General features: G+C 34.2%; 19 protein-coding genes. 9 read left to right on the forward strand and 10 right to left on the reverse strand.

What is annotated here, in order from left to right; genetic code table 11:
• Nucleotides 1-217 precede the first annotated feature (217 nt).
• From AC061C_RS03270 to AC061C_RS03280, 3 genes are all read left to right on the forward strand, one after another.
• Complete coding sequence (locus tag AC061C_RS03270) at nucleotides 218-1,066, forward strand: class I SAM-dependent methyltransferase (protein ID WP_478290017.1); 849 nt, start codon at nucleotides 218-220, stop codon at nucleotides 1,064-1,066.
• Nucleotides 1,067-1,320: 254 nt separating this feature from the next.
• Nucleotides 1,321-1,926: an OmpH/Skp family outer membrane protein gene (locus tag AC061C_RS03275; protein ID WP_417968587.1), complete on the forward strand. Its 606-nt coding sequence runs from the start codon at nucleotides 1,321-1,323 to the stop codon at nucleotides 1,924-1,926.
• 364 nt (nucleotides 1,927-2,290) lie between these two features.
• Nucleotides 2,291-4,558, forward strand: a complete 2,268-nt coding sequence (locus tag AC061C_RS03280) for a helix-turn-helix domain-containing protein (RefSeq protein ID WP_478290018.1) — start codon at nucleotides 2,291-2,293, stop codon at nucleotides 4,556-4,558.
• A 56-nt stretch (nucleotides 4,559-4,614) separates the two neighbouring features.
• Here the strand turns inward: AC061C_RS03280 and AC061C_RS03285 are convergent, their stop codons facing one another.
• The gene (locus tag AC061C_RS03285) at nucleotides 4,615-5,562 is read right to left on the reverse strand and encodes an HU domain-containing protein (RefSeq protein WP_478290019.1); all 948 of its coding nucleotides are present in this window, start codon (nucleotides 5,560-5,562) and stop codon (nucleotides 4,615-4,617) included.
• Nucleotides 5,563-5,664: 102 nt separating this feature from the next.
• On the opposite strand from AC061C_RS03285, the gene dprA reads away from it, so the two are divergent.
• Nucleotides 5,665-6,765, forward strand: a complete 1,101-nt coding sequence (gene dprA, locus AC061C_RS03290) for a DNA-processing protein DprA (RefSeq protein ID WP_478290020.1) — start codon at nucleotides 5,665-5,667, stop codon at nucleotides 6,763-6,765.
• Between the two features lie 715 nt (nucleotides 6,766-7,480).
• On the opposite strand, the gene AC061C_RS03295 is transcribed toward dprA, so the two are convergent.
• Nucleotides 7,481-12,250, reverse strand: coding sequence for a choice-of-anchor J domain-containing protein (locus tag AC061C_RS03295; RefSeq protein WP_478290021.1), 4,770 nt, complete (start codon nucleotides 12,248-12,250; stop codon nucleotides 7,481-7,483).
• Between the two features lie 635 nt (nucleotides 12,251-12,885).
• The gene (gene trpS, locus AC061C_RS03300; RefSeq protein WP_478290022.1) at nucleotides 12,886-13,860 is read right to left on the reverse strand and encodes a tryptophan--tRNA ligase; all 975 of its coding nucleotides are present in this window, start codon (nucleotides 13,858-13,860) and stop codon (nucleotides 12,886-12,888) included.
• A 137-nt stretch (nucleotides 13,861-13,997) separates the two neighbouring features.
• On the opposite strand from trpS, the gene AC061C_RS03305 reads away from it, so the two are divergent.
• Complete coding sequence (locus AC061C_RS03305; protein WP_478290023.1) at nucleotides 13,998-14,759, forward strand: lysophospholipid acyltransferase family protein; 762 nt, start codon at nucleotides 13,998-14,000, stop codon at nucleotides 14,757-14,759.
• Here AC061C_RS03305 and AC061C_RS03310 read toward each other — a convergent pair.
• The 7 genes from AC061C_RS03310 to AC061C_RS03340 all read right to left on the reverse strand — a co-directional run bounded on the left by AC061C_RS03310 (nucleotide 14,743) and on the right by AC061C_RS03340 (nucleotide 20,540).
• Entirely contained in the window at nucleotides 14,743-16,155 is a 1,413-nt protein-coding gene (locus tag AC061C_RS03310; RefSeq protein ID WP_478290024.1) for a hypothetical protein, read from the reverse strand. The genes AC061C_RS03305 and AC061C_RS03310 overlap by 17 nt on opposite strands.
• Complete coding sequence (locus AC061C_RS03315) at nucleotides 16,152-16,694, reverse strand: RNA polymerase sigma factor (RefSeq protein WP_478290025.1); 543 nt, start codon at nucleotides 16,692-16,694, stop codon at nucleotides 16,152-16,154. Before AC061C_RS03315 ends, AC061C_RS03310 begins: the two co-directional genes overlap by 4 nt.
• Before the next feature lie 17 nt (nucleotides 16,695-16,711).
• Nucleotides 16,712-17,122, reverse strand: a complete 411-nt coding sequence (locus AC061C_RS03320) for a hypothetical protein (protein WP_478290026.1) — start codon at nucleotides 17,120-17,122, stop codon at nucleotides 16,712-16,714.
• Between the two features lie 129 nt (nucleotides 17,123-17,251).
• Nucleotides 17,252-18,259, reverse strand: a complete 1,008-nt coding sequence (gene recA / locus AC061C_RS03325) for a recombinase RecA (protein WP_035674074.1) — start codon at nucleotides 18,257-18,259, stop codon at nucleotides 17,252-17,254.
• A gap of 189 nt (nucleotides 18,260-18,448) precedes the next feature.
• A complete protein-coding gene (locus tag AC061C_RS03330) occupies nucleotides 18,449-18,958 on the reverse strand; it encodes an acyl-CoA thioesterase (RefSeq protein WP_478290027.1) in 510 nt (169 codons plus the stop codon).
• A 45-nt stretch (nucleotides 18,959-19,003) separates the two neighbouring features.
• Nucleotides 19,004-19,387 (reverse strand): DoxX family membrane protein, encoded by a 384-nt coding sequence (locus AC061C_RS03335; RefSeq protein ID WP_478290028.1) that lies wholly within the window; start codon nucleotides 19,385-19,387, stop codon nucleotides 19,004-19,006.
• A gap of 4 nt (nucleotides 19,388-19,391) precedes the next feature.
• Nucleotides 19,392-20,540 carry a DNA polymerase III subunit gene (locus AC061C_RS03340; protein ID WP_478290029.1) on the reverse strand — a complete coding sequence of 383 codons (1,149 nt, stop codon included), beginning with the start codon at nucleotides 20,538-20,540 and terminating at the stop codon, nucleotides 19,392-19,394.
• Between the two features lie 832 nt (nucleotides 20,541-21,372).
• On the opposite strand from AC061C_RS03340, the gene AC061C_RS03345 reads away from it, so the two are divergent.
• From AC061C_RS03345 to AC061C_RS03360, 4 genes are all read left to right on the forward strand, one after another.
• Nucleotides 21,373-21,813, forward strand: a complete 441-nt coding sequence (locus AC061C_RS03345) for a hypothetical protein (RefSeq protein ID WP_478290030.1) — start codon at nucleotides 21,373-21,375, stop codon at nucleotides 21,811-21,813.
• Between the two features lie 59 nt (nucleotides 21,814-21,872).
• Entirely contained in the window at nucleotides 21,873-23,168 is a 1,296-nt protein-coding gene (locus AC061C_RS03350; RefSeq protein ID WP_478290031.1) for a beta-helix domain-containing protein, read from the forward strand.
• Between the two features lie 57 nt (nucleotides 23,169-23,225).
• A complete protein-coding gene (locus AC061C_RS03355) occupies nucleotides 23,226-24,680 on the forward strand; it encodes a T9SS type B sorting domain-containing protein (RefSeq protein WP_478290032.1) in 1,455 nt (484 codons plus the stop codon).
• A gap of 1 nt (nucleotide 24,681) precedes the next feature.
• The coding region (locus AC061C_RS03360; RefSeq protein ID WP_478290033.1) for a PorP/SprF family type IX secretion system membrane protein at nucleotides 24,682-26,536 on the forward strand (1,855 nt) is incomplete at its 3' end.

Raw genomic sequence — 26,536 nt, forward strand, 5'->3', positions numbered from 1 at the left:
AGATTTTTGATTAACGATTTTTGATTGCAGATTTATGAAAGTTCTGTAATCAGAAATCGTTAATCTTTATTCTTAAATCATTTTGTTCCACGTGAAACTACGTTGTGAAGGCTTGCTATAACTGAAGAATCATAAAAATAAATAAGTCAGCCCTGAAAGCATCCGTTGGTGTTTTCAGGGTTTAGTTTAAAATTAAAATATTAAAGAGTATTAATTAATGGACATTCCAAACCAAAAGCCTTTTTTAACCGTTAAAGATTATTCTGTTTCTCAGGAAATTTTCGACCTGTATCATGACGCTAAATTAGACATGCTGATTACGACTCCGCAACCTAGTTTAGAAAATTTAGGAAAGTACTACGAAAGCGTAGATTATATTTCGCATACGGATAGCAAAAGGTCTTTATTTGAAAAAGCATATCATTTTGTAAAAAGCATTGCGCTTAAAAACAAATTGAACTTAATCAATTCATTGCAACCAGAGAAAGGAAGCATTTTAGATATTGGTGCCGGAACAGGAGATTTTTTGTCAGTTGCTAAAAATAATGGTTGGCACACAATAGGAGTAGAGCCAAGCGAAAAAGCAAAAGCGATTGCAAAAAAGAAAGGTGTTTCATTTGTTGAAGAAACCAGCGAATTAGAGAATCATTCTTTCGATGTGATTTCGATGTGGCATGTTTTGGAACACGTTCCTAATTTGGAAAACCAAATCAAAGAATTGAAACGATTGCTAAAACCAAACGGGACTTTAATAATTGCTGTTCCAAATTTCAAATCCTTCGATGCAAAATATTACGGAAAGTTTTGGGCCGCTTACGATGTACCCATTCATTTTTGGCATTTCTCTAAAACAGCTATTAAAATGCTTTTCGAAAAAGAAGACATGAAATTGGTAAAAGTACTTCCTATGAAGTTTGACTCTTTTTATGTGAGCTTACTTTCGGAAAAATACAAAACTGGTAAAATGAATTATGTAAAAGCTTTTTTTGTGGGATTACGTTCAAATTTTAAAGCAAAGCAAAATTTTGAGTATTCATCACACATTTACATCCTTAAAAACAACTAAAAATCATTTTAAACGTATTTAAACACCGATTTTTAATCAATCCACATCAGTAATCGGGATTTTAAAGAAGGTTCATTTAAATTAAGATATGAAAGCCGATTTTAATAGTTGTAAATTATATCAAAACCAATCACAATAATAAAATCCTATATCATAAAAAAAGTAGCATTTTTAAAACTTTATGTCAATCCTATCTATTTTTTTATATTTTTGTCCATATTACTCAAAACTAGAAATTCAATAAAATGAAATCAATGATCTACGAATACCAAAAAAGCAATTTTAAAAATAAAAGTAAAAAAGCATTAGTGTTACTTGCATTATCAATTTCGATTGTTGCTTGTAACAAACCTGTCGAAGCAGTCAAAGAAGTAAAAACCGCTTACGTAGATACTTCAGAATTGATGAAAGAATATACAGAGGCAAAAGATCTTGAAGCAAAATACAAAGCAAAATCTGAAGAGAAAGGTAAACAGCTAGAAGCTGAAATTAATCGTTTCAAACAAGAAGCTGCCAACTTTCAAGCACAAGCACAAGCAAACGGTCAAGCTTGGGCACAGCAAAAAGGGGCTGAATTACAAAAAAGAGAGCAACAATTAGGGTACGCACAACAAGCGTTATCTCAGGAATTGCAAGTAGAGAGCGGAAAAGAAATGGATTCATTAGTTTCAGGAGTCAAAAAATTTATCAAAGCATACGGTAAAGAAAAAGGATATGCATACATCTACGGTACAGGTGACGCGGCTTCAATTCTATATGCTGAAGACAAATTTGATATCACAAAAGAAATCATCAAAGCTTTGAACGACAAATACAAAGCACCTGCTAAAACAGAAGAAAAAGCAGAAGCTAAAAAATAATTTTTTATATTAATTCAAAAAATTGCCTTCGTCTATCCTTAGATTGAAGGCATTTTTTTTGAAGCTATTTACTTCGTCAGTTCGCTTCGCTTGTGTCCCGCTATCCGCTGTAAACGTAGTTCACTGAACACCAATAAAATAAATGTACAATGAAGTAATCTCTCGTTTATAAAGTGTGTTTTCTTACCCTTCAAAGAAGTTTCCGTTGGTCGCTCTTTTCTGGCTATAAAAAAATCACTTTCTAAGTCTCGAGGATTTCCGCTACTATCACGGCTAAAAAAAACAATTCATCAGACAAATAGTTTCTTCAACTATAAAATGTATTCCTAAAATTCAATACTTTAGCTTTATATATACACGCCAAATGCAAACTATTTCAGAAGCCGCCGCTTATACCTTACAATTCATCAATCAAACCCATCGATCCGTTTTCCTTACCGGGAAAGCAGGAACGGGAAAAACCACACTTTTAAGGGAAATTATTCAAACCACGCACAAGAATACGGTTGTTGTGGCGCCAACAGGAATTGCGGCTTTAAATGCTGGTGGAGTTACGATTCACTCCATGTTTCAATTGCCGTTTGGAGGATTTATTCCAGATAATTCATCGCCTCAATTTTCTGAAAGTACTAAATTTGAAACCAAAGCTACTTTGCGTAGGCATTTCAAAATGAGCGGTTTGAAGAAATCAGTAATTCGCAATATGGAATTATTGATTATTGATGAAGTGAGTATGCTTCGTGCAGATTTACTGGATGCTATGGATTATATGATGCAAACCGTTCGTAAAAAAAGCACTGCTTTTGGTGGCGTTCAAGTGTTGTATATTGGCGATTTATTGCAGTTGCCACCGGTAATTCGGGACGAAGAATGGCGTACGCTTAAAAGTTATTACAAAGGAAAATTCTTTTTCCATTCGCACGTGGTGCAACAACATCCGCCATTATACATTGAATTGTCCAAGATTTTTCGTCAAACTGATGATACGTTTATTTCGGTTTTGAATAATCTGCGTAACAACCAGATTTCTCAGCAAGACATTCAAACGTTAAACCAATATGTAAAACCCGACTTTGACTTAAAAGCCAACAAAGGATACATTACCTTAACCACGCACAACAACAAAGCTGATTCGATGAATGCGCAAGCTTTAGAGGATCTAGAAGGTAAATTAGTAACGTATCAACCAGTTATTACAGGCGATTTTCCCGATAAGATTTTCCCCGTGGAACAAGAATTGAAATTGAAAGTAGGTGCTCAAATTATGTTTGTAAAAAACGATTTGTCCTTTGATAAACATTATTTCAACGGAAAAATGGGCGTTATCAAATCCTTGGGAAGCCAAGAGATTTTGGTTCATTTTCCCGAAGAAAACAAAACTATAGAAGTCGAAAAATACGAATGGCAAAACATTCGTTACAAAGTAGATCCAGCCACAAAGGAAATTGAAGAAGAGGTTTTGGGAACTTTTGTGCATTATCCCATCAAATTAGCTTGGGCTATAACGGTTCATAAAAGCCAGGGATTGACTTTTGACAAAGCTGCGCTTGATGTTTCGCAAGTTTTCCTGCCAGGACAGGCATATGTTGCATTATCACGTTTGCGCTCATTAGAAGGGCTTATTTTGCTTTCTCCGTTGCGCATGAACGGCATTTCAAACGATCAAGATGTGATGGATTATTCGTTGAACAAAGCTTCGGATTCATTTTTAGCCAGTGCCTTGCATTTTGAAACCAAGAATTTTATCCATAACTATCTGATCAACACGTTTGACTGGAGTGAATTGGCACAGGAATGGCGCAATCACCGATTCAGTTACAACGAAAACTCAGAGGTCTCAGGAAAATCAAAACATGCGTTGTGGGCCAAAAAGCAAAACGAAGTCATCGAACAGCTTTTGGATCCATCCAAGAAATTCATATCGCAATTGAACAAGCTTTTTGCTCCCGAAACAGTTGATTTAAATCATGTCTCGGAACGCATTCAAGCCGCTTTTAGTTATTTTTTGAAACCTATGGATGATTTGGTGTTTGAAATCCTTTGGAAAATCGAAGAAGTAAAACGCATCAAAAAGGCAAAGATGTTTTACGAAGAATTGATAGTTTTAGAAGAGGTACAAACCAAAGCTGTTCTACGCCTGATGAAGGCAAAATTATTGATAGAAACCGTTGTTGCGGGCGAAACCATTTCGAAAGAAAAATTGACCTCCTCAGAAATAAAAAATTACATCATCCGCAAAACGGAAGCTATTCAAAATCAATTCAAAGAACTCAACATTACTTTGATAGATGATGAGAAAGACGTGGAACGCTACACTTCAAAAAAATCAAAAACTGCATTGCCAAAAAAATCAACGGTGCAAGAAACCTACGAATTGTGGGTCGAAAAGAAATCCATTGATGAGATTGCGACCATTAGAGTATTGACCAAACAAACCATTTATTCGCATTTTGTAAAGTTGATACAAACCAAAGCAGTAGCCATTTCAGAAGTTTTACCAGCAGATAAAATGCAGGATTTAGCCGCCGCTTTTGAGGGGTACCGCGAAGAATCACTCAATGGGTTAATGGAAAAACACGGTCAAAAATTCTCTTGGGAAGAAGCCAGAATGTACAAAGCGAGTTTGAATTAATAACAAGAAAGTCTTACAACTAAAAAACCCTATTCGGTAAGAATAGGGTTTCGTTACTATAGTGATTCAATCAATATCCAAGCCTCTGGATTGTGCTTTATATTGATTTCTTTTTTTGCTTTTTCAGCTTCAGCAAATGTGGCATAACTACCATATAAAACGGGATAATAACCGTTTTTGTTCGGCGCGATTCGTTTGGCATCATATCCTAAACGATTTAAAATCCGCAAGGTTTTATCAGCATTTTTTTCTTCTCTGTAAACTCCAGCCATAATGTGGTAGGGCATTTTTGCTTCGGTAGTCGATTTTACAGAAAGTGTCACTGCAGGAACCGGGCTTTCGATAAAGAAAGTAGCTTGCTGAATTTTATTTTGAACTTGTTTTTGAACAGCAGTTTCAACCAGCAACGTTTCTGAGGCGATTTGGTTTTGATACATTGGATAACCAACACTTCCTGCAAGTCCTAATCCTAATACAAAAATAGCAGCGTATTTTAGGTAAGAATTTGTAGTTCTGGTTTCTTCAGGTATTAATGTAATTGTTGTTTTTTCTTCAATTGCTTCTATCTCTTTTTCGAAAATTTCTCTTTTTACAAGTGGAGAAACAAAAGGTGCCAACCCAAAAGAACTGGTTAAATAATTGGTTTGATCGTACGGAGTAAAAACAATATTTTTATCAGCGTTTAAACGAAGTTCACCGACATTTTTTATCGTAACATTCTGGTTTTCTTCGAATGTTTTTTTCCAATTAAAAACTTCGTATTGAATTTTACTGACAGCATATTCATAGGATGTCTTTTCAGCTAAAGCAATATGATTGGCTAATAGACCATCATTGTTTTTTAGATTCGCATTAAAGGCAATTCTTTTTGAAGGAGGAGAAAACGAATGCGTACTCTCATTAAGTGCTGCCGATTTAATTTCGGTCAAAAAAGCCCCGAAACCAGGAACGGTAACACATTGATAACGGTATAAAAGCTGCGCGATGTAAAGTTCGATTTTCATACATACAAAGTTATACAACCAAAATAGTTATCAAAATTTTATTCACAATTTTTATTAACAATCCGCATAAAAATTTATACATTTCACGTTCAAATAATTAGCATGAAGGAACAGGATTTATTTTATTTATTGGCATTACAAAGAATAGAAGGCGTGGGCGATATTATGGCCAAAAAACTGCTCACGCATTGTGGTTCGGCCGAAGCGGTCTTTACTACAAAGACTTCAGCGCTAGCGGCTATTGACGGAATTGGTAGTGTGCTGCTGAAAAATTTAAGAGATAAATCCGTTTTCGAAAAAGCAACTCAAGAACTGGAATTTATAAAATCGAATGAAATCAATGCAGTTTATTTTCTGGACGAAGATTATCCGGAACGGTTAAAACAGTGTATTGATGGTCCACTTTTATTATTCACCTCCGGAAATATCAATTTAAAAAACAGACGAATCATCAGCATTGTAGGAACGCGCCAAATTACCTCGTATGGAACGGAATTTTGCCGAAAACTGATCGAAGATTTAGCACCGCTTGATCCTATAATCGTGAGTGGTTTTGCTTATGGTGTTGATATTGTTGCGCACCAACTCGCAATGGAACATAATTTACAGACGATAGGAGTGGTGGCGCACGGTTTAAACCAAATTTACCCGAAAACCCATAAAAAATACGTGTCGAAAGTCGAGCAGAACGGTGGTTTTATGACCGAGTTTTGGAGTTCATCCAATCCAGATAAAGAAAATTTTGTTAGAAGAAACAGAATCGTTGCAGGGATGTCTGAAGCGACAATCGTAATCGAATCAGCGGATAGAGGCGGTTCCTTAATCACGGCAAATATGGCCAATGATTACAACCGCGATGTTTTTGCGGTGCCAGGACGCGTGACCGACAAGTACAGCCAAGGTTGCAATAACCTGATAAAAACCCAAAAAGCGAATGTCTTGACTACTGCCGCGGATTTGATTTATATTTTGAATTGGGATATTCAAAAGGAATCTAAACCCGTACAGAAACAATTGTTTGTAAGCCTAGATGATGGCGAACAAAAAGTATACGATTACCTCCTTAAAACCGGAAAAGAACTGATGGATATTATTGCTTTGCGCTGTGATTTCCCTATTTACAAAATCTCAGGAATGCTCTTAAATATGGAACTAAAAGGCGTTATAAGGCCATTACCCGGCAAATTATTCGAAGCAATATAAATGCGACAATCGAGAGTTTTTTGTTAAAACAGCGCCTTAAAAATCGCGCTAATTTTTTTAAAGGTTATTGCAGAAGTATGTCCATAGAAATCATGCGTGTGTTTTTCTAGGAGCAGCATATTTTTATCTAGCACACGAGTTGTCCCGCTGTACGTTTCAATCTCTTATGCCAAACCCTGGCACAAGAGGATTTCCACTACCATCGGGGCTAGGTGAGAACGTTTTGTTTTCATAAAAAAAAATAGGAACTACGTTTTGTAATACTGCTGTTTGAATTATCCGTTTTGCAAGCGCTACGGTTTGTTTAGACCTAACAGGTTTTTAAAACCTGTTAGGTCTATTTCCTTATCCAATTCTAGAAAATTATCTTCTGCATTACAGTATTTTTATCAAGGTTTTGGAATGGGTGCGAAGTAAGTGAAATTCGCACAGCAGCCCACAGTTTTTAGGAGTTTTTTTAAAGAACACTTCGAGCGGCTGGGTTTATTTAAGTATAAAAAAAATGCGCAAAGTCAGAGACATTTGCGCAGCTTTTCATAGTAACACTTCGGTGAGTGGGGTGTTGTAAGTAGAGATATATCCATTATTTAACCGAGAAATTTAGTACATATCCGCGCACGATCGGGGTTAACAAACAGTTTGTATTTTTTTATATTAACTCATCAAACTTAAGATTGCATTCGCCTGCTTAAGAAAAACAATTGTTAATTAATTTTTATGACGAGACAATTATTTTAATAACTTTAATTTTATCTTCTGAAGTAATTTTTACAAAATATATCCCATTAGATAATTTTTTTGTGTCAATACTAACTTTGTTTGTGTTATAGCTTTGTTTAAAAATTGACTGACCCGTTACTGATATGATTTCTATATTATTAATTATTAAATTATTTTCAATATTTAAAATATTAGACACAGGGTTTGGATAATATTTGAGTCCAATAAAATTATTTTCATTAATTGATAATAGTGATGTTTGGTTAAATTTTAAATTATCTAAATAGGCGTTATCACCAATGTTAACTGATGATTTTCCAATATGCTGAAGTGAAATAGAAATAGATCCGCCTAAATAAGGTGTTAAATCGTATTGTAGTGTACTCATTGGATCTAAACTCGTTGAATTTGGTTTTAGTACATCTCCAATGACGTTACCGTTTACAACTACTCTAAACATAGATTCATCACTATTGTCATTAAATGTTTGCTTTAAATCGAAGGACATAAATAAACTCGTCATTCCTGAGGCGTTTATTTTCATATTAATTTTTGTAATATTATTTTGGTTATTAAGCCAAGTGTTGGTTTGATTAGACACCCATGGAACGGCCGAAGAGTTAGATCCAGCCATTCTCAGTAATTTATTTGTATTATTATTTACATCTGATTGAATTGTGGCCAAACTATTTTGAGTGCTTTCTAAAATGAATTTATTGTTTGCACCATATTGAAAATCAAATATTTCAGTGTTATTTGTAATAATGTTTGTATAAGCTTCTTTCAATTCAAAATTATCTAATATCATATTTGTAGCTCCTGAAGCTCGTGCTTGAAGAATAAAACTATAATCGCCCGAGATGATAGGTGTAAAAACAAAACTATTAGAATTGTATCTATATTCACTTAATATGCCTATTCTGCTCAGTTCTGTTTCCATGTAGTGCATCATATTTCCTCTTCCGACATATATGCGAAGACTCTGTGCATCATATTCGTAAGATTTTCTAGCATCTAAACTAAATCTATAAGTAGTTCCCGCTTTTAAATTAAAGGTTGGAGATATAATTCCTGTATAACCACTTGGTCCAGAAAAGCTATTAATCCATAAATAAGTGCTGTCTCCATTTCCATTTAAGGTGTGATCTCCATAATAAGAATTAGTATTTAAAAGAAAAGGAATGTTATATGAAGTAATAGTTCCACCTTCTAGTCTGCTAAAACAGGCCGGAAGTAGATCTTTGCCATATTGTGATAAACTATTAAAATTTTCAATCCATGGTAATTGTTTTATATCACATGTGGTTGTAAAATTTTTAGGCCCTACTATTATTGATTCTCCTGACTTACAAGTAGTTTTAAAATAGAAATCATATTTTGTTGTTGATTGTAAATTTGTAATTAAAATTTCATTTAAATTACTGTTAACAGTGATGCCTGTTCCAATGGTAAACCCAGTAATACCATATTCTATAGCAACATTCTCACCATTAGTATTGTCCCATTTAACTAATGCAGAATTACTAGAGATGTTTAAAAACTGGACATTAATTGGTTCTATGCAGTTGTTTTGATCTAAATATCTAAAATCATCAATATTATAAGTGTTCGAAAAGTCACTGCCAGCTAATTTAAAGGCTACATGGTTATTTGTTCCCATATAATTAGTAAAATCTACATTTATTTCTTTTCCATAAGCAGGCATATTATCAGTATCTAAAATTTGATACGGCGAGAATGTCGTTAAGTCTAAGGGGTTTGACAAAGTTCCAACGGTAACAACCTGTGGTGAACTGCTATTATTTTTATTTATCCAAAATTTCACTCGCTTCGTATTAGTAAAATCACCTAAATAGGGAGAAATAAAGTAAGTCGGTTTACTTGCATTATTAGAATTGTAAAAATAACCTGAATGTGGTGAGCTATTAAAATTTGTAAAATGATATCTAGCTACACCAGCATAAATATTCTCATTAGAATTTTCGTTTGTACTCCAGCAAAAGTTAGGAATAAGATATCCATTTGAGGCGGGATATTGATCAAAATTTTCTGTAAAAGGAGCATTTACTGTACACGATATTTTAAACTCATATAAATTACTCCAATTTATAATATTAGTAGTGCAGATGTTTCTAACTCTATATTGGTATTTAGTGTTTACATTTAAATTAGGTATTTCCAACGGTAAGCTTGTAGTTGTTAAAAGTGAACCGGTTCCGGGTGTAAACCCTATTGGTCCATATTCAATTTCACAATTAATGGGATTATTATTGTTTGTTTTCCAACTTAACGTAGCACTGCTAACACCATTTTGCGCAGCTGTCAAAGAGCTTGGCCGCGAACATTGATTATCGGTATAAACAAAATCGTCTATGAATAGTAAATAATTACTTGTATTACTATTAAACATTCTTATGCCAATAAATTTATTAGTTCCATTATAATTTGAAAAATCTACAGAGTAATTTTTCCATTGATTTATTGCAAATCCAGTCGTAATGCTTTCATAAGGAACAAAAGTGCTATAATCTTCAGGATCTGACAAGGTTCCAATTTGAATTGATGTTAATGTTGAATAACTGTTTGATGGAACATAAGCCCAAAAAGAAATTTTTCGTTCATTATTTAAATCTAGAAGTCTCGGAGTTACTAAAATAGATTTTTCATTTACTAGTGCATCTGGACTATTTTTAAAACCATTAATCATCATTAATTTTGTTCCAGAATGCGCAGTAGATGAACCTCCATATGGTGGTGTAGTATAATTTATAAACGCGTCTGGACTATAAAATCTATCTTGTATATCTGGCGTTGTTCGTGACCAACAAGTGGTCAAATTAAAACTATCATTTTCAAAATCGTAGGCATATCCAGTTGTAACTCCAGTGCATTTTGTTTTAAAAACACCTCTGTCAGACCAATTACTATAATTAGTTCCACATTTGCTTCTTACATAAAAGTCATAATTTGTAAAACTAGATAAATTGCTTATTGTGGATACTGTTGATGTACAAGAGATTGTTATTCCGTTTCCAATTGCAAAACCAGAAACTCCATATTGAATTTCCCATTCTCCATTGTTTGGAGCATTGTTGTTTTCCCAACTTATTTTTGCAGATTCAAAATCAGATTTTATTAGTTTAAGATTTACAGGTTCTTTACACGAGGGTGTTGACTCGTATGTAAAATCATCTATATTAAATCTAGAGCTATTGGAGTCTAAATTATTTTGTTTGATTGCAATATAATGATGATTATTAGTGACATTGTAATTATCTAAATAAACAATATGTTCTTTCCAGTAGTCATTAGTTTTGTAGCCATTGATTTCATTCATTTCAGTAGGTAAAATAGTTTTGAGTGCTATAAATGTACCTGCATCATCTGGATTTGACATCGTTCCAATAGTCAAGGAGTTTTTGTTATAAGCGGATCCATCAACATCACTGATTAAGAAAAACTTAATTCTTTTTGTATTATCTAAATCAGTAATATACGGTGTTAAAATGAAAGATTTTTGTGTGTTAGAAGTAACTTTATTCACCATGCTAATGTATCTACTTCCAGTTCTTGGCTTCAGGGTATGACCTATTAATGGCGCTTGATCAATAGAAGCTCCACTTTCTAATTTTGTCCAACAAGGATTAAAAAAAGGGGTTTCCAAAAAAGAGGTTTTATATCCACTAGATATTGTGGAGCATGAAGTTCTAAAAGTTTGGACAGGTGTCCAGTTTGAGTATAAACCAGGGGCGCAATTTGCCCTAATTTTTACTTCATAGTTTGTATTGCCTACTAAGTTTTCAAGTATATAGTTCTTATTTGTACTAATATTAATTGTTTGTGTAATATCACGTGTGATGTCTTTCAAATGTAATTCCCAGCTAGTTTGAGCATTATCTGCATTAAAATTTACTATTGCCTTTTCTTCGCTGACATTGCTCACACTTAAATTAGTATTGTCATAACAATTTACAGATTGATCATAGCTAAAATCATCTAGGTAAATATCACCAGTAGCACCCATATTTTTTATTGCGATGTATTTATCTTGACCGTTATAATTATTTAAGAAAACTTCTATTTTATTAAATGTACTTCCAGTAAGCATCACTGTTTTTAATGGATGGAAAGTATTAGCATCATAAGGATCAGTAATTGTACCCAAAACAAGTGGATAGTTTCCTTGAAAACCATTAGCATATATTGAAAATTTTTTATCTGCTGCAAGATCATTTAATTTTGGCGATACTAATATTAATCCATAGTTATAGTACCATCCCATATATACAGATTTACCTGTAGAACCATTAGCCAAAACGTTGGTTTCTAAAATATTACTATTTGAGTTTTCCGTTGTGTTTTGTAGTCTATACCCACGCCAGCCTTCAGCTATAGCAGAAGTATTAAAATTAAAACTATATCCTACAGATTTTGAAATAGCAGCATAATCTGAATTTATCGTAAAATAGTCTTCCCACGCACCAGGTTGAGCAAAAATACTATGAAAATTTCTGCTAAAATCCCACGAAATAAATGGATTGATTTTAATCGTTGAAATATTAGCTGAATAAATTAATGCTGAATAAATTTCTTCATTGCTTCCAGTTACTTTGTATCTGTATTTCCAATAAGTGGAGTTGTTTCCTTGAATAGTGAAATTACCATTAATATCTAATTTTACAACTTGCGCCTTTACGCTAAATATAAAAAAGGTTAGAGATAGAACTATAATAATTCTATTCTTTAGAAGGTATTTTTTTTTCATTAAATTGGATTAAGTCCGGTAAATATATTAAAACATTTTAATATGTTACAATCTACCATTTAGTATTAAATCACCCCTCTACGAAAACAGATGACGTTGTATTTTACTTATACTATTCTTCGATACTTTTGTTAACTAAAAAACTCCAGCTGCTCGAAGTATTCTAAAAAAAAATTCTTTAACACTGCTGGTTGCTGTACGAACCTCTGTGACTTCGAGCCATTTTATATTGTATTGCACCGCAGATTCGCTGATTAAAAAATACTATAATCTGCGAATCTGCGGTTATTTTAGAAAGTTAATTATATTTCGAACCCCACTCTCCGAAGTATTCTTTTTTAGAAAAAAATGCTATTAGAACTAGCTGCTGTGCGAATGTCTCTGACTTCGCACCCATTTCTACATGCCGTTCCAACTTTATCGAACTCAACATTCATTGTATTTTAAAAAAATATTCTAATTCATAACATCAACAATAGGAGAGTCTGCTTTTCCTATTTAAAATAATCCTGAATCGGAGCTAGAAATTCTTTGAGGCGCTTTGATTTTAATATATAAGTCATTTAAGCTTTCATGAAATAGAAATAAAACTATAAAAAACCTACATGACTTATATGTTTTAAAAAATAAGTTTGTTACACCTCAAAACCCAATTTTTCTCTCACTCTTCCTAACACGCCATTGGCAATAGCCGAAGCTTTTCCAGCACCTATTTTCAACAAGCCATCCACTTCAGGAAGGTTGTTCATGAAATACTTGTATTTTTCTCTTTCGGTTTTAAAAGTTTCACAAATTAATTCATACAGGGCTTGCTTAGCGTGACCGTAACCGTAATTTCCGCCAAGGTAAAGTGCTTTCATAGCTGCAATTTGTTCCTCTGTAGCCAATAAAGAATAAATAGCAAACGCATTACAAGTATCTGGATTTTTAGGATCTTCAAGTGGTGTGCTGTCGGTTTCAATGCTCATGACTTGTTTGCGCAAGGATTTATCATCCAGGAATATATTGATAATATTATTGGCTGATTTACTCATTTTTCCGCCATTGGTACCCGGAATAAGCATGCTGTCTTCCTGAATTTTAGCTTCGGGAAGTACAAAGGTTTCACCCATTTGGTGGTTGAAACGTGACGCTACATCACGAGTGATTTCTAAATGCTGTAATTGGTCTTTACCTACAGGGACAAATTCCGCATCGTATAATAAAATATCGGCCGCCATCAGCATTGGATACGAAAACAGTCCAGCGTTTACATCTTCCAATCTATCGGCTTTATCTTTAAACGAATGCGCCAAGGTTAAGCGTTGAAAAGGGAAAAAACAACTTAAATACCAAGACAATTCCGCTGTTTGTGGCACATCAGATTGTCTGTAGAAAACCACTTTATTTACATCTAAGCCACAAGCCAACCAAGCTGCGGCAGTGCTGTAGGTATTGGTTCGTAGGGTTTCTCCGTTTTTGATCTGCGTTATCGAGTGTAAATCAGCAATGAAAAGAAAGGATTCGTTTTCGGGTTTATTGGATAATGCTATTGCGGGGATAATTGCGCCAAGTAAGTTTCCTAAATGTGGTGTTCCGGTACTTTGAACGCCGGTAAGTATTTTTGCCATTATTTCTTTTTTCTTAACCGCAAAGTTCGCAAAGATTTTCGCAAAGTTCGCAACGATTGTAAAGTTTTTCTAATAGGTAGATTTCCAAAGCAAATTCTTTTATTATTATTCGCCTTCGATTTCTTACTTTTGAACCTATGAAAGGATTAAAAATTATTTTTTGGGTACTGTGGCGTGTGTGGTTTTATATTTTAATGGCCATTCCCATATTGGTAATGTTTCCTTTTTTGGTGCTGTCTATTTTGACTGAAAGCGGCTATCCTTATTTTTTTAAGATGGCTCGTATTTGGGCAAAATTCATTCTTTTTGGTATGGGTTTTTACTATAAAATAGATAAAGATCAGGAAATGCAGTACCAAAAAAGTTACATGATTGTGGCCAATCATACTTCTATGGCTGATATTATGTTGATGCTTGCTATAACTAGGAATCCTTTTGTTTTTGTAGGCAAAAAAGAGCTTTCAAAAATTCCTTTGTTTGGGTTTTTCTACAAAAGAACCTGCATCTTGGTTGACAGAGGTTCTACAAAAAGCAGAATGGAAGTTTTTGATCGGGCGCAAAAAAGAATTAATCAAGGTTTAAGCATTTGTATTTTCCCAGAAGGCGGAGTTCCTGATGATGAATCGATACTTTTAGATACTTTTAAAGATGGTGCTTTCCGATTAGCGATTGAACATCAAATTCCGATTGTTCCCATCTCGTTTGCCGATAATAAAAAGCGATTTTCTTATACTTTTTTCAGCGGAAGCCCCGGTATTATGCGTGTCAAAATGCATGATCATGTTGATACTTTAGGTAAAACAGGCGTTGATCGCAAAAAAATTCGAGAGGATGTTCGTGACATAATTTACAATCAGTTAGTTGCTTTCGATTCAAATCCAATTAAAAGCTATAACTAACCCCAGAATATAGTCCAATAAATAACGGTGTAAAGCCTCCTGAGTTATTTGAAAATGTATTCACTTGGTACTTTAGCATCGGTTCTACATTGATTTGAAATGATTCTAGTATTTTGTATCTAAATCCAAGTCCCACATTTGTACTAAAATGAATCCGATTTAAATTGTTTGCTTCGCCTAAATTCATGTTGGTTTCTGAGGAAACTAACGCTATTTTATTCTGGCTGAGAAATAATGTACTTACACCTCCAATAAGGTTAATGCCAAATTTTTTGTCTAACACGGTATAGGAAACTTCCAATGGGATTTCATAATATCCCATTTTTTGATTGATAGCACCCGTATTTGTTTTCTGTAGGTCTTTTTCAAAAGGTGTTAGCGAAGTAAGCGATGCTGCATTTTTAATTTCAATTAAGGCTTTTGATGAATACCGTATATTGGTAAGGTTGTTGTTGACCAATCCCGTTGTATACACGACGTTATTGGTGTTGTATCCTAGCGACAACCTGCTAATTCCGCTTCGTAAAGCTATTTTTTTAGAAATAGCATACGTTATACCAATTCCGAAACTTAAGCTGTTTTCGGCTGTTTTTTGATTTTCTAAAAATTGAGGGTCAATGGCAGAACCGCCTGAATTGGGATTTAAATACACTGCCGCAACATTGGGTGTAATGTGCCATTTTTTATTCGGTTTTAGTGCGATATATTCCTTTTCGGACTCAGATTTGTTTTTAAGAATTTCTTCTAGTTCGTTTGTGGTTTTTAAGGACAGCTCAGATTGATGGGTTTCATCAATTGCTGCAATCGATATGCGCGGGACATCTGCAGCGTCACTTTTGCCGAAAGGCAGATTTTGAGTGTTATTTTCTAGTACTTGATTTTTCTGTAAACGGTTGTTGTCCTCTGCTATTGAATTGGTTTGATTTATCTGTGAATGATTTTTTTGGAAATAAACAACAGCAGATTTTTGATTTTTTTCTTGGTGCGAATTGATTTTAAATTGGTCAGGCGGTGTATTATTTTTTTCATTTTTTTTCGCAGTTTTAATGGTGTTCACTATAACTTGAGGAATTCTATTTATTTCTAAAGGATTGCGCTCTTTTTTTGTTGAACGAGTAACAGAATCCGTGCTGTCGAACGAATTTTTGATCACTTTCGTTTCTATAACCACATTTTTTTGAAAGTCATTTTTGGTAGCGGTATACCATGCAAATACGCCTAGAAGGATGGTGGCCGCAATACCAGATGTTTTTATCCAAAAAGGAATGCGTTTTTTGTCCTTATCTTTTTCTTTTAAAGCCAATTGAATGTTCGCCCATGTTTGTTCGCTGGGCTCTGATTCAAAATCTTTGAAGCGTTCTTGAAACAACCGATCTATGTTTTTCTTGTCGTTCATTGTGCCTGTGAATTTGTTTTGATTTTAGTGTGATGGTCTATTTTTTCTTTCAAAATAGCTCGGGCTCTAGCGAGATTTGACTTTGTTGTGCCAGTGGTAATTTGTAACATTTGAGCAACTTCCTTGTGAGAATAACCGTCGAGCACATAGAGGCTGAATACTAATCTATATTGATCTGGTAACTCTTGAATGATTTGCAGTAGATAATCAATTGAGATGTTTTCGTCTTCAACTTCGACATTTTCCTCAATAATAGCCTCGTTGATAACCTCCATATAGCGTACACCTCTAAATTTTTGAAGCGCATTATTAATCATTACTTTCTTTGCCCAACCTTCAAAAGAACCTTTAAAAGTAAACTGTTCGATTTTGTCAAAAATAAGTATAAAACCATCTTGCAGGTTGTCTTGGGCATCGGCATAATTGCTAGAGTATTTTAAGCAAACACCAAATAATTTCTTAGAAAATAGATGGTAAAGTTGCTCTTGTGCCTTAGGGCATTTTTTTTTACAATCAGCAATTATTTGATCTAATCCCACAGATTTTGGACTATTAGTTAGTTGGTAACGGGCACTTCTACTTCTTCAAATTGGTTGACACCATTGGCGTCTTTTCCTTTATAAAATTTAAAAATATACGAACCGGTATTGGTTACATAAAATTTAAAAGTAACTTCTGATTGTGCTGGTACAGTCTGTACACAAGCTTGATCTTTATCAACGGCAGTTTGAATAGCGATGGTTCTTGTATTCAAGTCTTTACTGTAATAAATCCCTTGATAGAAGTGGCATTCTGTAGGTCTTGTAAATTTTAATGTGATTTCGTACGTTTCTCCTAATTTAAAAGTGGTAGGAATGATGAAGCTGTCTATTGGATTGACTTCATAACTGTAATTAGGTTGGTCATTCTCTGCGCTACAACTTATTAAAGTCAATAAAATAAAAGTGAGTAAAATAAATTTTTTCATTTGTACTAGTTTTAAAGTTACTATTCGGTTCGTTTTTAAGAATTAAAAACAATTTTAGTATTGGATGACTAATTATAAAAAAGGTTGCGTTATTCATAAAAAAAACCCGAGAATATCGGGTTTTAAGGGTTATGCTTCAGCTAATTCTTTTATTCTAGCTTTAATTTTTTCTTCTAATTCATCTGCCAATTCCGGATTGTCTTTGATCAATGATTTAACAGCATCTCGGCCTTGTCCTAATTTGGTTTCGCCATAACTGAACCAAGATCCTGCCTTTTTGATGATTTCAAATTCTACAGCAAGATCTAAAATCTCCCCTGTTTTTGAAATTCCTTCACCATACATGATGTCAAATTCAGCGATTTTAAATGGTGGAGCTACTTTGTTTTTTACGACTTTTACTTTAGTTCTATTTCCAAGTACGTTGTCACCATCTTTAATTTGAGTAGAACGACGAATATCTAAACGAACTGAGGCATAAAATTTCAAAGCATTTCCTCCGGTTGTTGTTTCTGGATTTCCAAACATGACCCCAATTTTTTCTCTTAATTGGTTAATGAAGAATACCGTACAATGTGTTTTACTAATGGTTCCAGTTAATTTACGTAATGCTTGCGACATCAAACGCGCGTGAAGACCCATTTTAGAATCTCCCATTTCTCCCTCAATTTCACTTTTAGGAGTCAAAGCTGCAACCGAGTCAATAACTACAATATCGATTGCTCCTGAACGAATTAAATTCTCTGCGATTTCAAGAGCTTGTTCCCCGTTATCAGGTTGTGAAATGATCAAGTTTTCTATATCTACACCTAATTTTTCAGCATAATTTCTGTCAAATGCGTGTTCTGCATCAATAAAAGCTGCAATTCCTCCTGCTTTTTGTGCCTCGGCAATGGCGTGAAGTGTCAAGGTTGTTTTTCCAGAAGACTCTGGACCGTAAATTTCAATGATTCGTCCTCGTGGATATCCACCAACTCCAAGGGCTAAATCAATCCCTAAAGATCCAGATGAAATAGTTTCTACTTCTTCAATGGCTTTGTCACCCATTTTCATAACCGTACCTTTCCCGTAGGTTTTGTCGAGTTTGTCAAGCGTAAGTTGTAGCGCTTTTAATTTGGATTCTTTTTCTGTACTCATCTTCTCTTTTACCTTTTCTTTCATCTATTTGTATTGTTTTATAACTCTAAGAAACTGACAGTAGGACTAGTTGTCCTAATATGTCAATTGTGTAACATCATTTATTTACGTAAAAATACTTCTTTTTTTAATCAAAATTTTCTCTTTCAATAATATTTTAAATTAAAAATTACAAGTCAATAATGCGATTTAAGTGAACAAAGCTTTCAGTTCCGTTGCATCCTGAGGGTTGAGTTTCCCGGCAAGCACTAAACTCAATTGTTTGCGTCTCAAGGCTGCTTCAAAACGTTGTTTTTCTAGTTCAGTTTCAGGTATAATTTGCGGTACTTCAACAGGTCTTCCCGTATCATCAACTGCGACAAAAGTATAAATGGCTTCGTTGGCTTTAGTTTTGTTTCCAGATTCACGGTCTTCTACCCAAATATCAATATAGATTTCCATCGAACTTTTGAAAGAGCGGGAAACTTTGGCTTCGACCGTAACCACACTTCCTAGTGGAATGGCTCTGTTAAATGCCACGTGATTTACAGATGCTGTTACAACTATTCTTCGGGAATGTCTTCTTGCTGCAATACTTGCTGCGCGATCCATTCGGGCTAATAATTCACCGCCAAAAAGATTATTCAAAGGGTTTGTTTCACTTGGTAAAACTAAATCAGTGAGTATTGTTAAGGATTCAGAAGGATATTTTGGATTCATATTTTTAAAATAAAAAGTAAGATAGTATTATTCAATATAATGAGTTTAATTCAACCAATACACAGCTAGTATTGCGGGGATAAAATAAATCACAATGGTTCTTGCGCCATCATAATCTTTGGCAAGGCGCTGGCCAAATAGTAACATCAATAAGGTAACACAAGAAAAAACGGCGCCGTAGAAACCAAAAACCCTTCCGTTGTTAATTAATAATTGGATACAACCTACCACACATAAAATTCCGGAAATCAATTCTAGAATCAAAATATTAGCCAAAGCTAATGGGACTTGATTTTTTAAAGGTGTCTTTGCAAAGTGGCCTTTTAACCAATCGATATTGTCTTTCCAATAAAATAGTTTGTCGTATCCAGATTGTAAAAAAGTAATGGCCAAGAAAATTAAGATTAAGATAGAGGTAATGTTGTTCATTTTTTTATTTTTTATGAATTAATCGAGTAAGTTTTATAGATAAATCGGTTAAAATAATTTTGGCGTTCCCGTTGCGCTCAATGTGATACATAGCCTCCGAAAGTTCTGTAAAAATAGCATTGATATTGTTGTTATTTACAAATGGAGCAAATTTCCCTAGTTCAAATTTCTCCACTTGAGGTTCCATGTAGACTAAGCTTGGTGTTTGATAATTTAACAAAAGCGCTTGGCGAAACATTTCGATACAAAAATGTAGAAACTTCTTTTGGGTTTCTCTTCCTAAACCCGCTATTTGTTCACTCCACAGAATCAAATCTTGAATCGCGGCCGCATTTCCTTTTGCCCTAAATGCTGCTCTAACCCAGTCAACAAACCATTTTTCAAAAAAAACAGATTCGCTATCGGGTTGTAGTAATTGCAGTGCTTTGTTGAAATTTCCTTGTGCTTGATGTGCTATTTTCAAGGCTATTTTTGGATCAATATTTTTTTTCGAAACTAAGGCGTCGGCGATATCGGCTTCGGGTAATCCATTGAAATGAAGCACTTGGCATCGAGAGCGAATGGTTTGAATGATATCTTCCTCGTTTTCTGAGATAAGAATGAATACCGTTTTCTCTGTAGGTTCTTCCAATAATTTTAATAATTTATTAGCGGCAGCGGTATTCAATTTATCTGCCATCCAGATAATCATTACCTTATAGCCACCTTCATAGGATTTTAAAGCAAGTGATTTTAAAATTTCTTGCGCGTCATCTACCCGGATCTCTCCTTGTTTATTTTTAACACCTAATATTTGATACCAATCAAATAGGCCAGCATACGGATTTTGCTCTAGAAATTCGCGCCATTCTCTTATGAAATCAATGCTTTTTGGTTTTGTTTTTACATCTTCGGTACTTACGGTTGGGTAAATAAAATGCAAATCAGGATGCGCTGTTTTTAGGAATTTAATGTTGCAAGCAGGGTTAGTACTATCGTTTTCTGCATTTTGATTGTTGCAAATAATATATTGTGCATAGGCGATAGCCATTGGTAAAGTGCCACTTCCTTCCGGTCCAATAAACAATTGTGCATGTGGAATTCTTCCTAGATCAGCACTTTTTGTCAAATGACTTTTAATATGTTCTTGTCCTAAAATTTCTGAAAATAGCATGAAGCAAAGATAGAAGAAAATGGTTTAGTCTAAAATTTTTATAGGGCAAAGTTTATAGACAAACAGCTTATAAAATGTCTGCTTTAAATTATGAGAATTGCTTTCATATTTTTGTGGATTGCATTAAATTAGTGTTTTATAGAAGTAAAAACGAGTGTGAACGGCTACCTAAATTTTAGTTAGTCATAAGTGTCAAATTAAGTGCCGCTTTGACAAATTTAGGTAGATTTAGGCATCAATAATATAATGGTAAAACGCTATTTTTTTTGTTGAAAAGAGTTGAATAAAATAGTGAATAATTAGTAAAAAGAATGGTGTTTTCTGCATTTATTTTCGTAAACTTTAGATTTTAAAAGTGAATTAAGTTTAAAAATAGTCATTAAAATGATTCTAAAAGCTTTACAAATATCAGTTTATAGCTACAGTAAATAGTTTGTTAATTGTAAATTTATTTGTTTTTATCTCACTGTTAAATTTTTACTTTATGAAGTAATATCTTATTTTTTATTCTTTTATTTTGTGCTTTTTTTTGTATGAAATAAAACCAAAATCAAAAGTCTTAAATAATTTATTAACAGTACTTTAGGTTCATTATTTTGAATTTATATTGTTTTTTTTTGGTATTTTTTACATTAATAAATCTTACATTTTTTTATTTTTTTTATTTTAGGTAAAAATAAAAAAAACCGACTAACTGCTTGTTTTGTCGACCATTTACTTTTATTTTTCCATTTGCAGCGTTTTTTTAGTTAAAATAATTAACAGTAAATGTTTTTTATTTTGGTTTTATTGCTTAGTTTTGGAGCATACTACTAATTTTAAAGTTCAGATTATGAAGGCAAATATTGTTTTTTTAAGTATTTTTTTAAGTACCGCAAGCGTAGGGTTTTCTCAAAATAAAGTTGTTGTTCAGAGTATCATAAGCAGAGATGCTGCAATTAGAAAATACCACGAGTTAGATGAATTGAAAGGCATGCAAAAAGGACAACTTTTAGAATTGTATACGGAGCGTTTTAGAGTTTTGACAAAAATTTTACCAAATATTGCTTTGGCTAAAACTCCAGGGGTTACTATTGCAGATCTAGGTATACCTAACGATGCTGAAAACAGGAAAACGATGGAAGCACAAACAGCTAGTACTACTGGATTTATAACACAAACAGAAGACTTTCAAAGAAAAATGTTGCCTTATTCAGATAAAAACACCTTGATATCAGCAATTCTATTTTATGAAAGCACATTAAAATCATTACACGAATTTGAAGGTTTGTAGGCTTAAGGTCTAAGGTTTCAATTCAATTAAATAATTTATTAATTTAATTTTTACATCCAATGAAAAAAATAACTCAAACAATAGCAATATTTCTTTTGGTATTTTTCAATGCGAATGCACAACAAGAAAAAGGGATTACAGGTTTGAATAATTGGTTGAATAATTGGACCGAATTTAAACCTAACAAAGTAGAATATGGTGAGGCGAATCAAATACTAGCTGGGAACATTTCAGTAAATACTAAGTTGTTAAAGAGAAACATATACTTGATTCAAGGTAATGTTTATGTAACTAACAATGCCGTTTTAACTATTGAGCCAGGAACTGTAATTATTGGAGACTTTGAAACCAAAGGTACTTTGGTAATTACTAAAGGAGCTTCAATAATAGCAGATGGTTTAGAAACAGATCCTATCGTTTTTACTTCAAATAGAAGTTTAAAGAAAGCAGGGGATTGGGGTGGAATAATAATTTTAGGAGATGCGCCAATCAATAAATGGGGAGGCGTAGCATCGGTTAGTCCTGCTAATTCTTATTTAAATCCATTGTTAACTGCTTATGGTGGATTGAATGCGTCTAGCTCATCTGGTATTTTACGATACATGAGAATAGAGTTTGCTGGAGCTAAATTAGCCAACGGTGGTGGAAATCTAAATTCATTATTGATAGCTGGAGCTGGAAACAAAACGGTTATTGAAAATGTAATGGTTAGTTTTTCTGGTGGACATTCAGTTGAAGTATATGGTGGTGATCTTAATATGAGCCAAATGGTGTCTTTTAAATCGAGTAATGATGATTACAGATTTAATTTTGGAGCACAATGTAGAATTACTAATTCTTTAGCGGTTCGTTCTTCATTTCTATCCAGTAAATTAGGTTCAAGATGTTTAGACATAGCATCCTATGATAAAAAAGAGGAAGTTGATTTAGCTAAGAAACAAACATTTGTTGTAGCAACCAATTTAACTTTGGTGAACAATAGTACAAGTATTGTTGCTGATATTGAGTCAGGTTTGGTAAAAGAGGCTATTTATGTAGCTGAAAATACAACTTTACAATGTAAAAAAACAGTGATTTCGGGTTTTAAACCGGCAATCTTGTTAGATAGCAACATACAAATTAATTCTGAAAATCTTAATAAGATTAAATTAGATGCATTGCATATCAATAATTGTAAAGGCAACATTTTTACAGTTGACAACTCTAATAACGACGATTTAGAAAGTCATTACGGACAACCTGCTTTCAATAATTATTTTTCAAACACAAATAATTCGGAGACATTTATTGATTTTTCTAACGAGAAAAAGCCAGATTTCCGCTTACAAATATCAAAATTTACAGCATCAAAATAGATTGTATGTTATTAAATTGATGAGTAAGCATCTTAAATATTGATTTTATAATAAGGTATGAAATGTAGCCCCACTGCCATTTTAAATAAATATATTATTTTTTTTATTTTGGTGGTTTTTCCATCGACTGTTTCATTACGTGCACAAGTATCCATTGGCAAACCCTCCCTAGGGTTTAGCCAAATTTGTGCTAATCCTAGTTTTAATACTTTTGAAGTTAGTTTCTCATTCTCACCTGCGGGTTCCTTGGGATCCACGAATCAGTTCATTTTAGAACTTTCAGATCCAGCTGGAAATTTTGGTACTCCCATAGCGCTGAATTATACTGAGAAGCCGCTAACAGCTACCCCAACTTCTAGAACGTTTGTTTTTTCAGTTCCTACTAATACGGCTGGCGAACTCTATCAATTACGTGTTAGAAGTACAGCTCCAGCTGCTACAAGTCAATTATCTAATATTTTTGCTGCGTACTATAAAATTCAAGATTCACAATTTACTATCAATAATTTCAATGGAACTGCAACTTATTGTACTGGAGGATCATTGGTTTTAAGGATAGACAATCCAGGTACAGGAACAAACGATTCTCCATTAAAATATCCTTCACTAACTTTTAAATGGTTTAAAGAACCGAGTTTAGTTCCAATTGCTACTACAGCAAGTTTAACTGTAAACCAACCTGGACGTTATTACGTTGAGACTAATTACGGAACATGTACTTCTGATTCCTACTCAAACAGAGTCACAGTTTCTGAAGCTACGGGAGTTACAACCACTATAACTTCTAGTAAAGGAAATCCTTTTTGCCCGTCAACAGGTCCAACAACACTGAGCACGCAAACTGGAAATACGTACCAATGGTTTAAAGATGGTGTAGCTATTTCGGGTGCAACAAGTCAACAATATCAAACAAGTACAGCGGGACAATATTCTGTAAAGGTTGATTTTGGTAGCTGTAGTTCGACACCTACTATAACTCTAGAAGACGTACCATTTACCAGTTCTTTAAACGTTTCTGCTACAACAATTATAAATGAAGGCGAAACAAAAACGGTTATCGCTACAACTAACGCGGTTAATCCTGTTTTTGAATGGTATCGAAACAGTACTATAATTGCCGGAGCAACCACCAATACTTTGGATGTTACCCAAGAAGGCAATTATACGGTTGTTATCAAACAAACATCAGGTTGTGTATCCCAAAAAACACTCCCCTTTGAAATCAAATTTCCGTTTGTAGATCCCAATGTAGTTTTAATTCCAAATTATATAAGCCCAAATAATGATGGCGTAAACGATACTTGGATTTTACCACAAGAGTATGTAAGCGGATCAAACACAGAAATTGTGTTATTAAATTCTAGAGGCGAAGTTGCTTTACAAACAAATAATTATCAGAATAATTGGCCGGAGAACGAACTTGATTTTAAGTCTGTGAATCCCATTTATTATTATATAATTACAACAACAGACAATAAAGTAAAAAAAGGTTCTATCACCGTAGTCAAGTAGTATGAAAAGTAGGTTTTTAATTTTTGTTTTTTTTTTCTGTTCACTACAGGCGCTCTACTCTCAAGAAGGGGGAGTAGCTTCATTTGACATACCCGTTAGAAATTCGATGAGGTTTAATAAATTTTTATTAAATCCCGCCTTTAGTTTTGCTAGAGAACAAAACTCATATATTACACTTTTCAACAAAAGAGAATGGGTTCAGTTTGACAATGCTCCTCAAACGTATTTAGTAAGTTATTCCGGTCGCTTTAGAGAAAATCAAGGCGTATCATTGGGCGTTTTCCAACAAAATTATGGGGTACTTACGACTTTTGGTGGAGTAGCCAATTTTGCACAAAATGTATATTTGGACCAAGACAGTAACCTTACTTTTGGTGTTAATTTAGGTTTTTATAAAAGTGGCATTAATACCGGAAAGGTCGTTACCAATTATCCAGATCCAACTTTAGAAACAATACCTTCTAATTCTCTTTTTACTTTAAGCCCGGGGATCAATTATGGAAATGCTTTTTTTGATTTTGGATTGGCTGTAAAAAATGCAGTTCTATATAATCTTCAAAGTTCCAATTTAGTTCAAGACGATCCATCTCGCAGCATACAAGCACACTTAATGTATACCGGATTTATTGATAGTTATGGTTTTTTTGACAGAAGCAAATTTTCAGGACTGATTCGTGCTGAAAGTAAAAAAGAGCAGACTATTGTTTCGGGATTAGTAATGTTCAGTATTCCAAAAGGAGTCTGGGCACAAGCTGGTTACAATAGTTTTCATGGAGTTTCAGGGGGAATTGGAATGAATGTAACTCCAAGAATCGCATTAGAGTATAATTATGAAAAAGCATTAGGTAGCTTTTCACAGTTTGGACCTTCGCATGAATTAGTTTTGGCTTACAAATTCAAAAGTGATTATAGCGATGATGACGAGGATGAAGGAGCTATAATCCCAGCTGCTGAAGACAGGAGAGCTGCACCTTCAAAAGCTGTTGTAAAACCTACGGTTAAATCAGATGCGGATATTCAGAGAGAGAATGAGCTGAAAGCAGCCAGAGAAAAAGCAATAGCAGATGCAAGAGCGACGGCTGATGCACTTGCACAAACGAGGTTGGAGAATGCTGCTAAAGCCAAAGCATTGTTCGAAGAAAATCGATTTAAAAGAGAAAAAATTGCTGCTGATGCTGCCGCCAAAGCGAAGGCAATCGCCGATGCTAAAGTGAAACCAACACCAGCACCAGTTGTTGCAAAACCACCTGTGGCAGTTGTACCAGATGCAAAAGCATTAGCAGATGCTAAAGCAAAAGCCGATGCTGCAGCCAAAGCTAAATTAGCAGCAGCTGCCAAAGCTAAGGCAGATGCTGATGCAAAAGCGAGACTAGCTGCCAACGCTAAAGCTAAAGCAGATGCTGACGCGAAATTGGCAGCAGCTGCAAAAGTCAAAGCAGATACCGATGCCAAAGCAAAATTAGAAGCAGACGCTAAAGCGAAACTTTCTGCTGACGCCAAAGCAAAAGCCGATGCTGATGCTCGAGCAAAATTATCGGAAGAGGCCAAAGTTAAAGCTGATGCTGACGCCAAAGCTAAATTGGAAGCAGAAGCTAAAGCTAAATTAGAAGCAGACGCTAAAGCGAAACTTGTTGCAGATGCAAAAGCCAAAGCAGACGCTGATGCGAAAGCAAAATTAGAAGCAGACGCCAAAGCAAAAGCCGATGCTGACGCTCGTGCAAAATTATCGGAAGAGGCCAAAGCAAAAGCTGATGCTGACGCCAAAGTTAAAGCAGACTCTGATGCAAAAGCTAAATTAGAAGCAGATGCAAAAGCCAAAGCAGACGCTGATGCGAAAGCAAAATTAGAAGCAGACG

This window comes from Flavobacterium sp. GNP010 (assembly GCF_056428945.1).

Excerpts from the sequence above, each read along its gene's own strand:
- AC061C_RS03330 (WP_478290027.1), bottom strand. The coding sequence starts at position 18,958 with ATGAATCCAAAATATCCTTCTGAATCCTTAACAATACTCACTGATTTA.
- AC061C_RS03270 (WP_478290017.1), top strand. The coding sequence starts at position 218 with ATGGACATTCCAAACCAAAAGCCTTTTTTAACCGTTAAAGATTATTCT.
- AC061C_RS03340 (WP_478290029.1), bottom strand. The coding sequence starts at position 20,540 with ATGCTATTTTCAGAAATTTTAGGACAAGAACATATTAAAAGTCATTTG.
- AC061C_RS03305 (WP_478290023.1), top strand. The coding sequence starts at position 13,998 with ATGAAAGGATTAAAAATTATTTTTTGGGTACTGTGGCGTGTGTGGTTT.
- dprA (WP_478290020.1), top strand. The coding sequence starts at position 5,665 with ATGAAGGAACAGGATTTATTTTATTTATTGGCATTACAAAGAATAGAA.
- AC061C_RS03295 (WP_478290021.1), bottom strand. The coding sequence starts at position 12,250 with ATGAAAAAAAAATACCTTCTAAAGAATAGAATTATTATAGTTCTATCT.
- recA (WP_035674074.1), bottom strand. The coding sequence starts at position 18,259 with ATGAGTACAGAAAAAGAATCCAAATTAAAAGCGCTACAACTTACGCTT.
- AC061C_RS03335 (WP_478290028.1), bottom strand. The coding sequence starts at position 19,387 with ATGAACAACATTACCTCTATCTTAATCTTAATTTTCTTGGCCATTACT.
- AC061C_RS03320 (WP_478290026.1), bottom strand. The coding sequence starts at position 17,122 with ATGAAAAAATTTATTTTACTCACTTTTATTTTATTGACTTTAATAAGT.
- AC061C_RS03345 (WP_478290030.1), top strand. The coding sequence starts at position 21,373 with ATGAAGGCAAATATTGTTTTTTTAAGTATTTTTTTAAGTACCGCAAGC.
- AC061C_RS03310 (WP_478290024.1), bottom strand. The coding sequence starts at position 16,155 with ATGAACGACAAGAAAAACATAGATCGGTTGTTTCAAGAACGCTTCAAA.
- trpS (WP_478290022.1), bottom strand. The coding sequence starts at position 13,860 with ATGGCAAAAATACTTACCGGCGTTCAAAGTACCGGAACACCACATTTA.
- AC061C_RS03350 (WP_478290031.1), top strand. The coding sequence starts at position 21,873 with ATGAAAAAAATAACTCAAACAATAGCAATATTTCTTTTGGTATTTTTC.
- AC061C_RS03285 (WP_478290019.1), bottom strand. The coding sequence starts at position 5,562 with ATGAAAATCGAACTTTACATCGCGCAGCTTTTATACCGTTATCAATGT.
- AC061C_RS03355 (WP_478290032.1), top strand. The coding sequence starts at position 23,226 with ATGAAATGTAGCCCCACTGCCATTTTAAATAAATATATTATTTTTTTT.
- AC061C_RS03280 (WP_478290018.1), top strand. The coding sequence starts at position 2,291 with ATGCAAACTATTTCAGAAGCCGCCGCTTATACCTTACAATTCATCAAT.
- AC061C_RS03275 (WP_417968587.1), top strand. The coding sequence starts at position 1,321 with ATGATCTACGAATACCAAAAAAGCAATTTTAAAAATAAAAGTAAAAAA.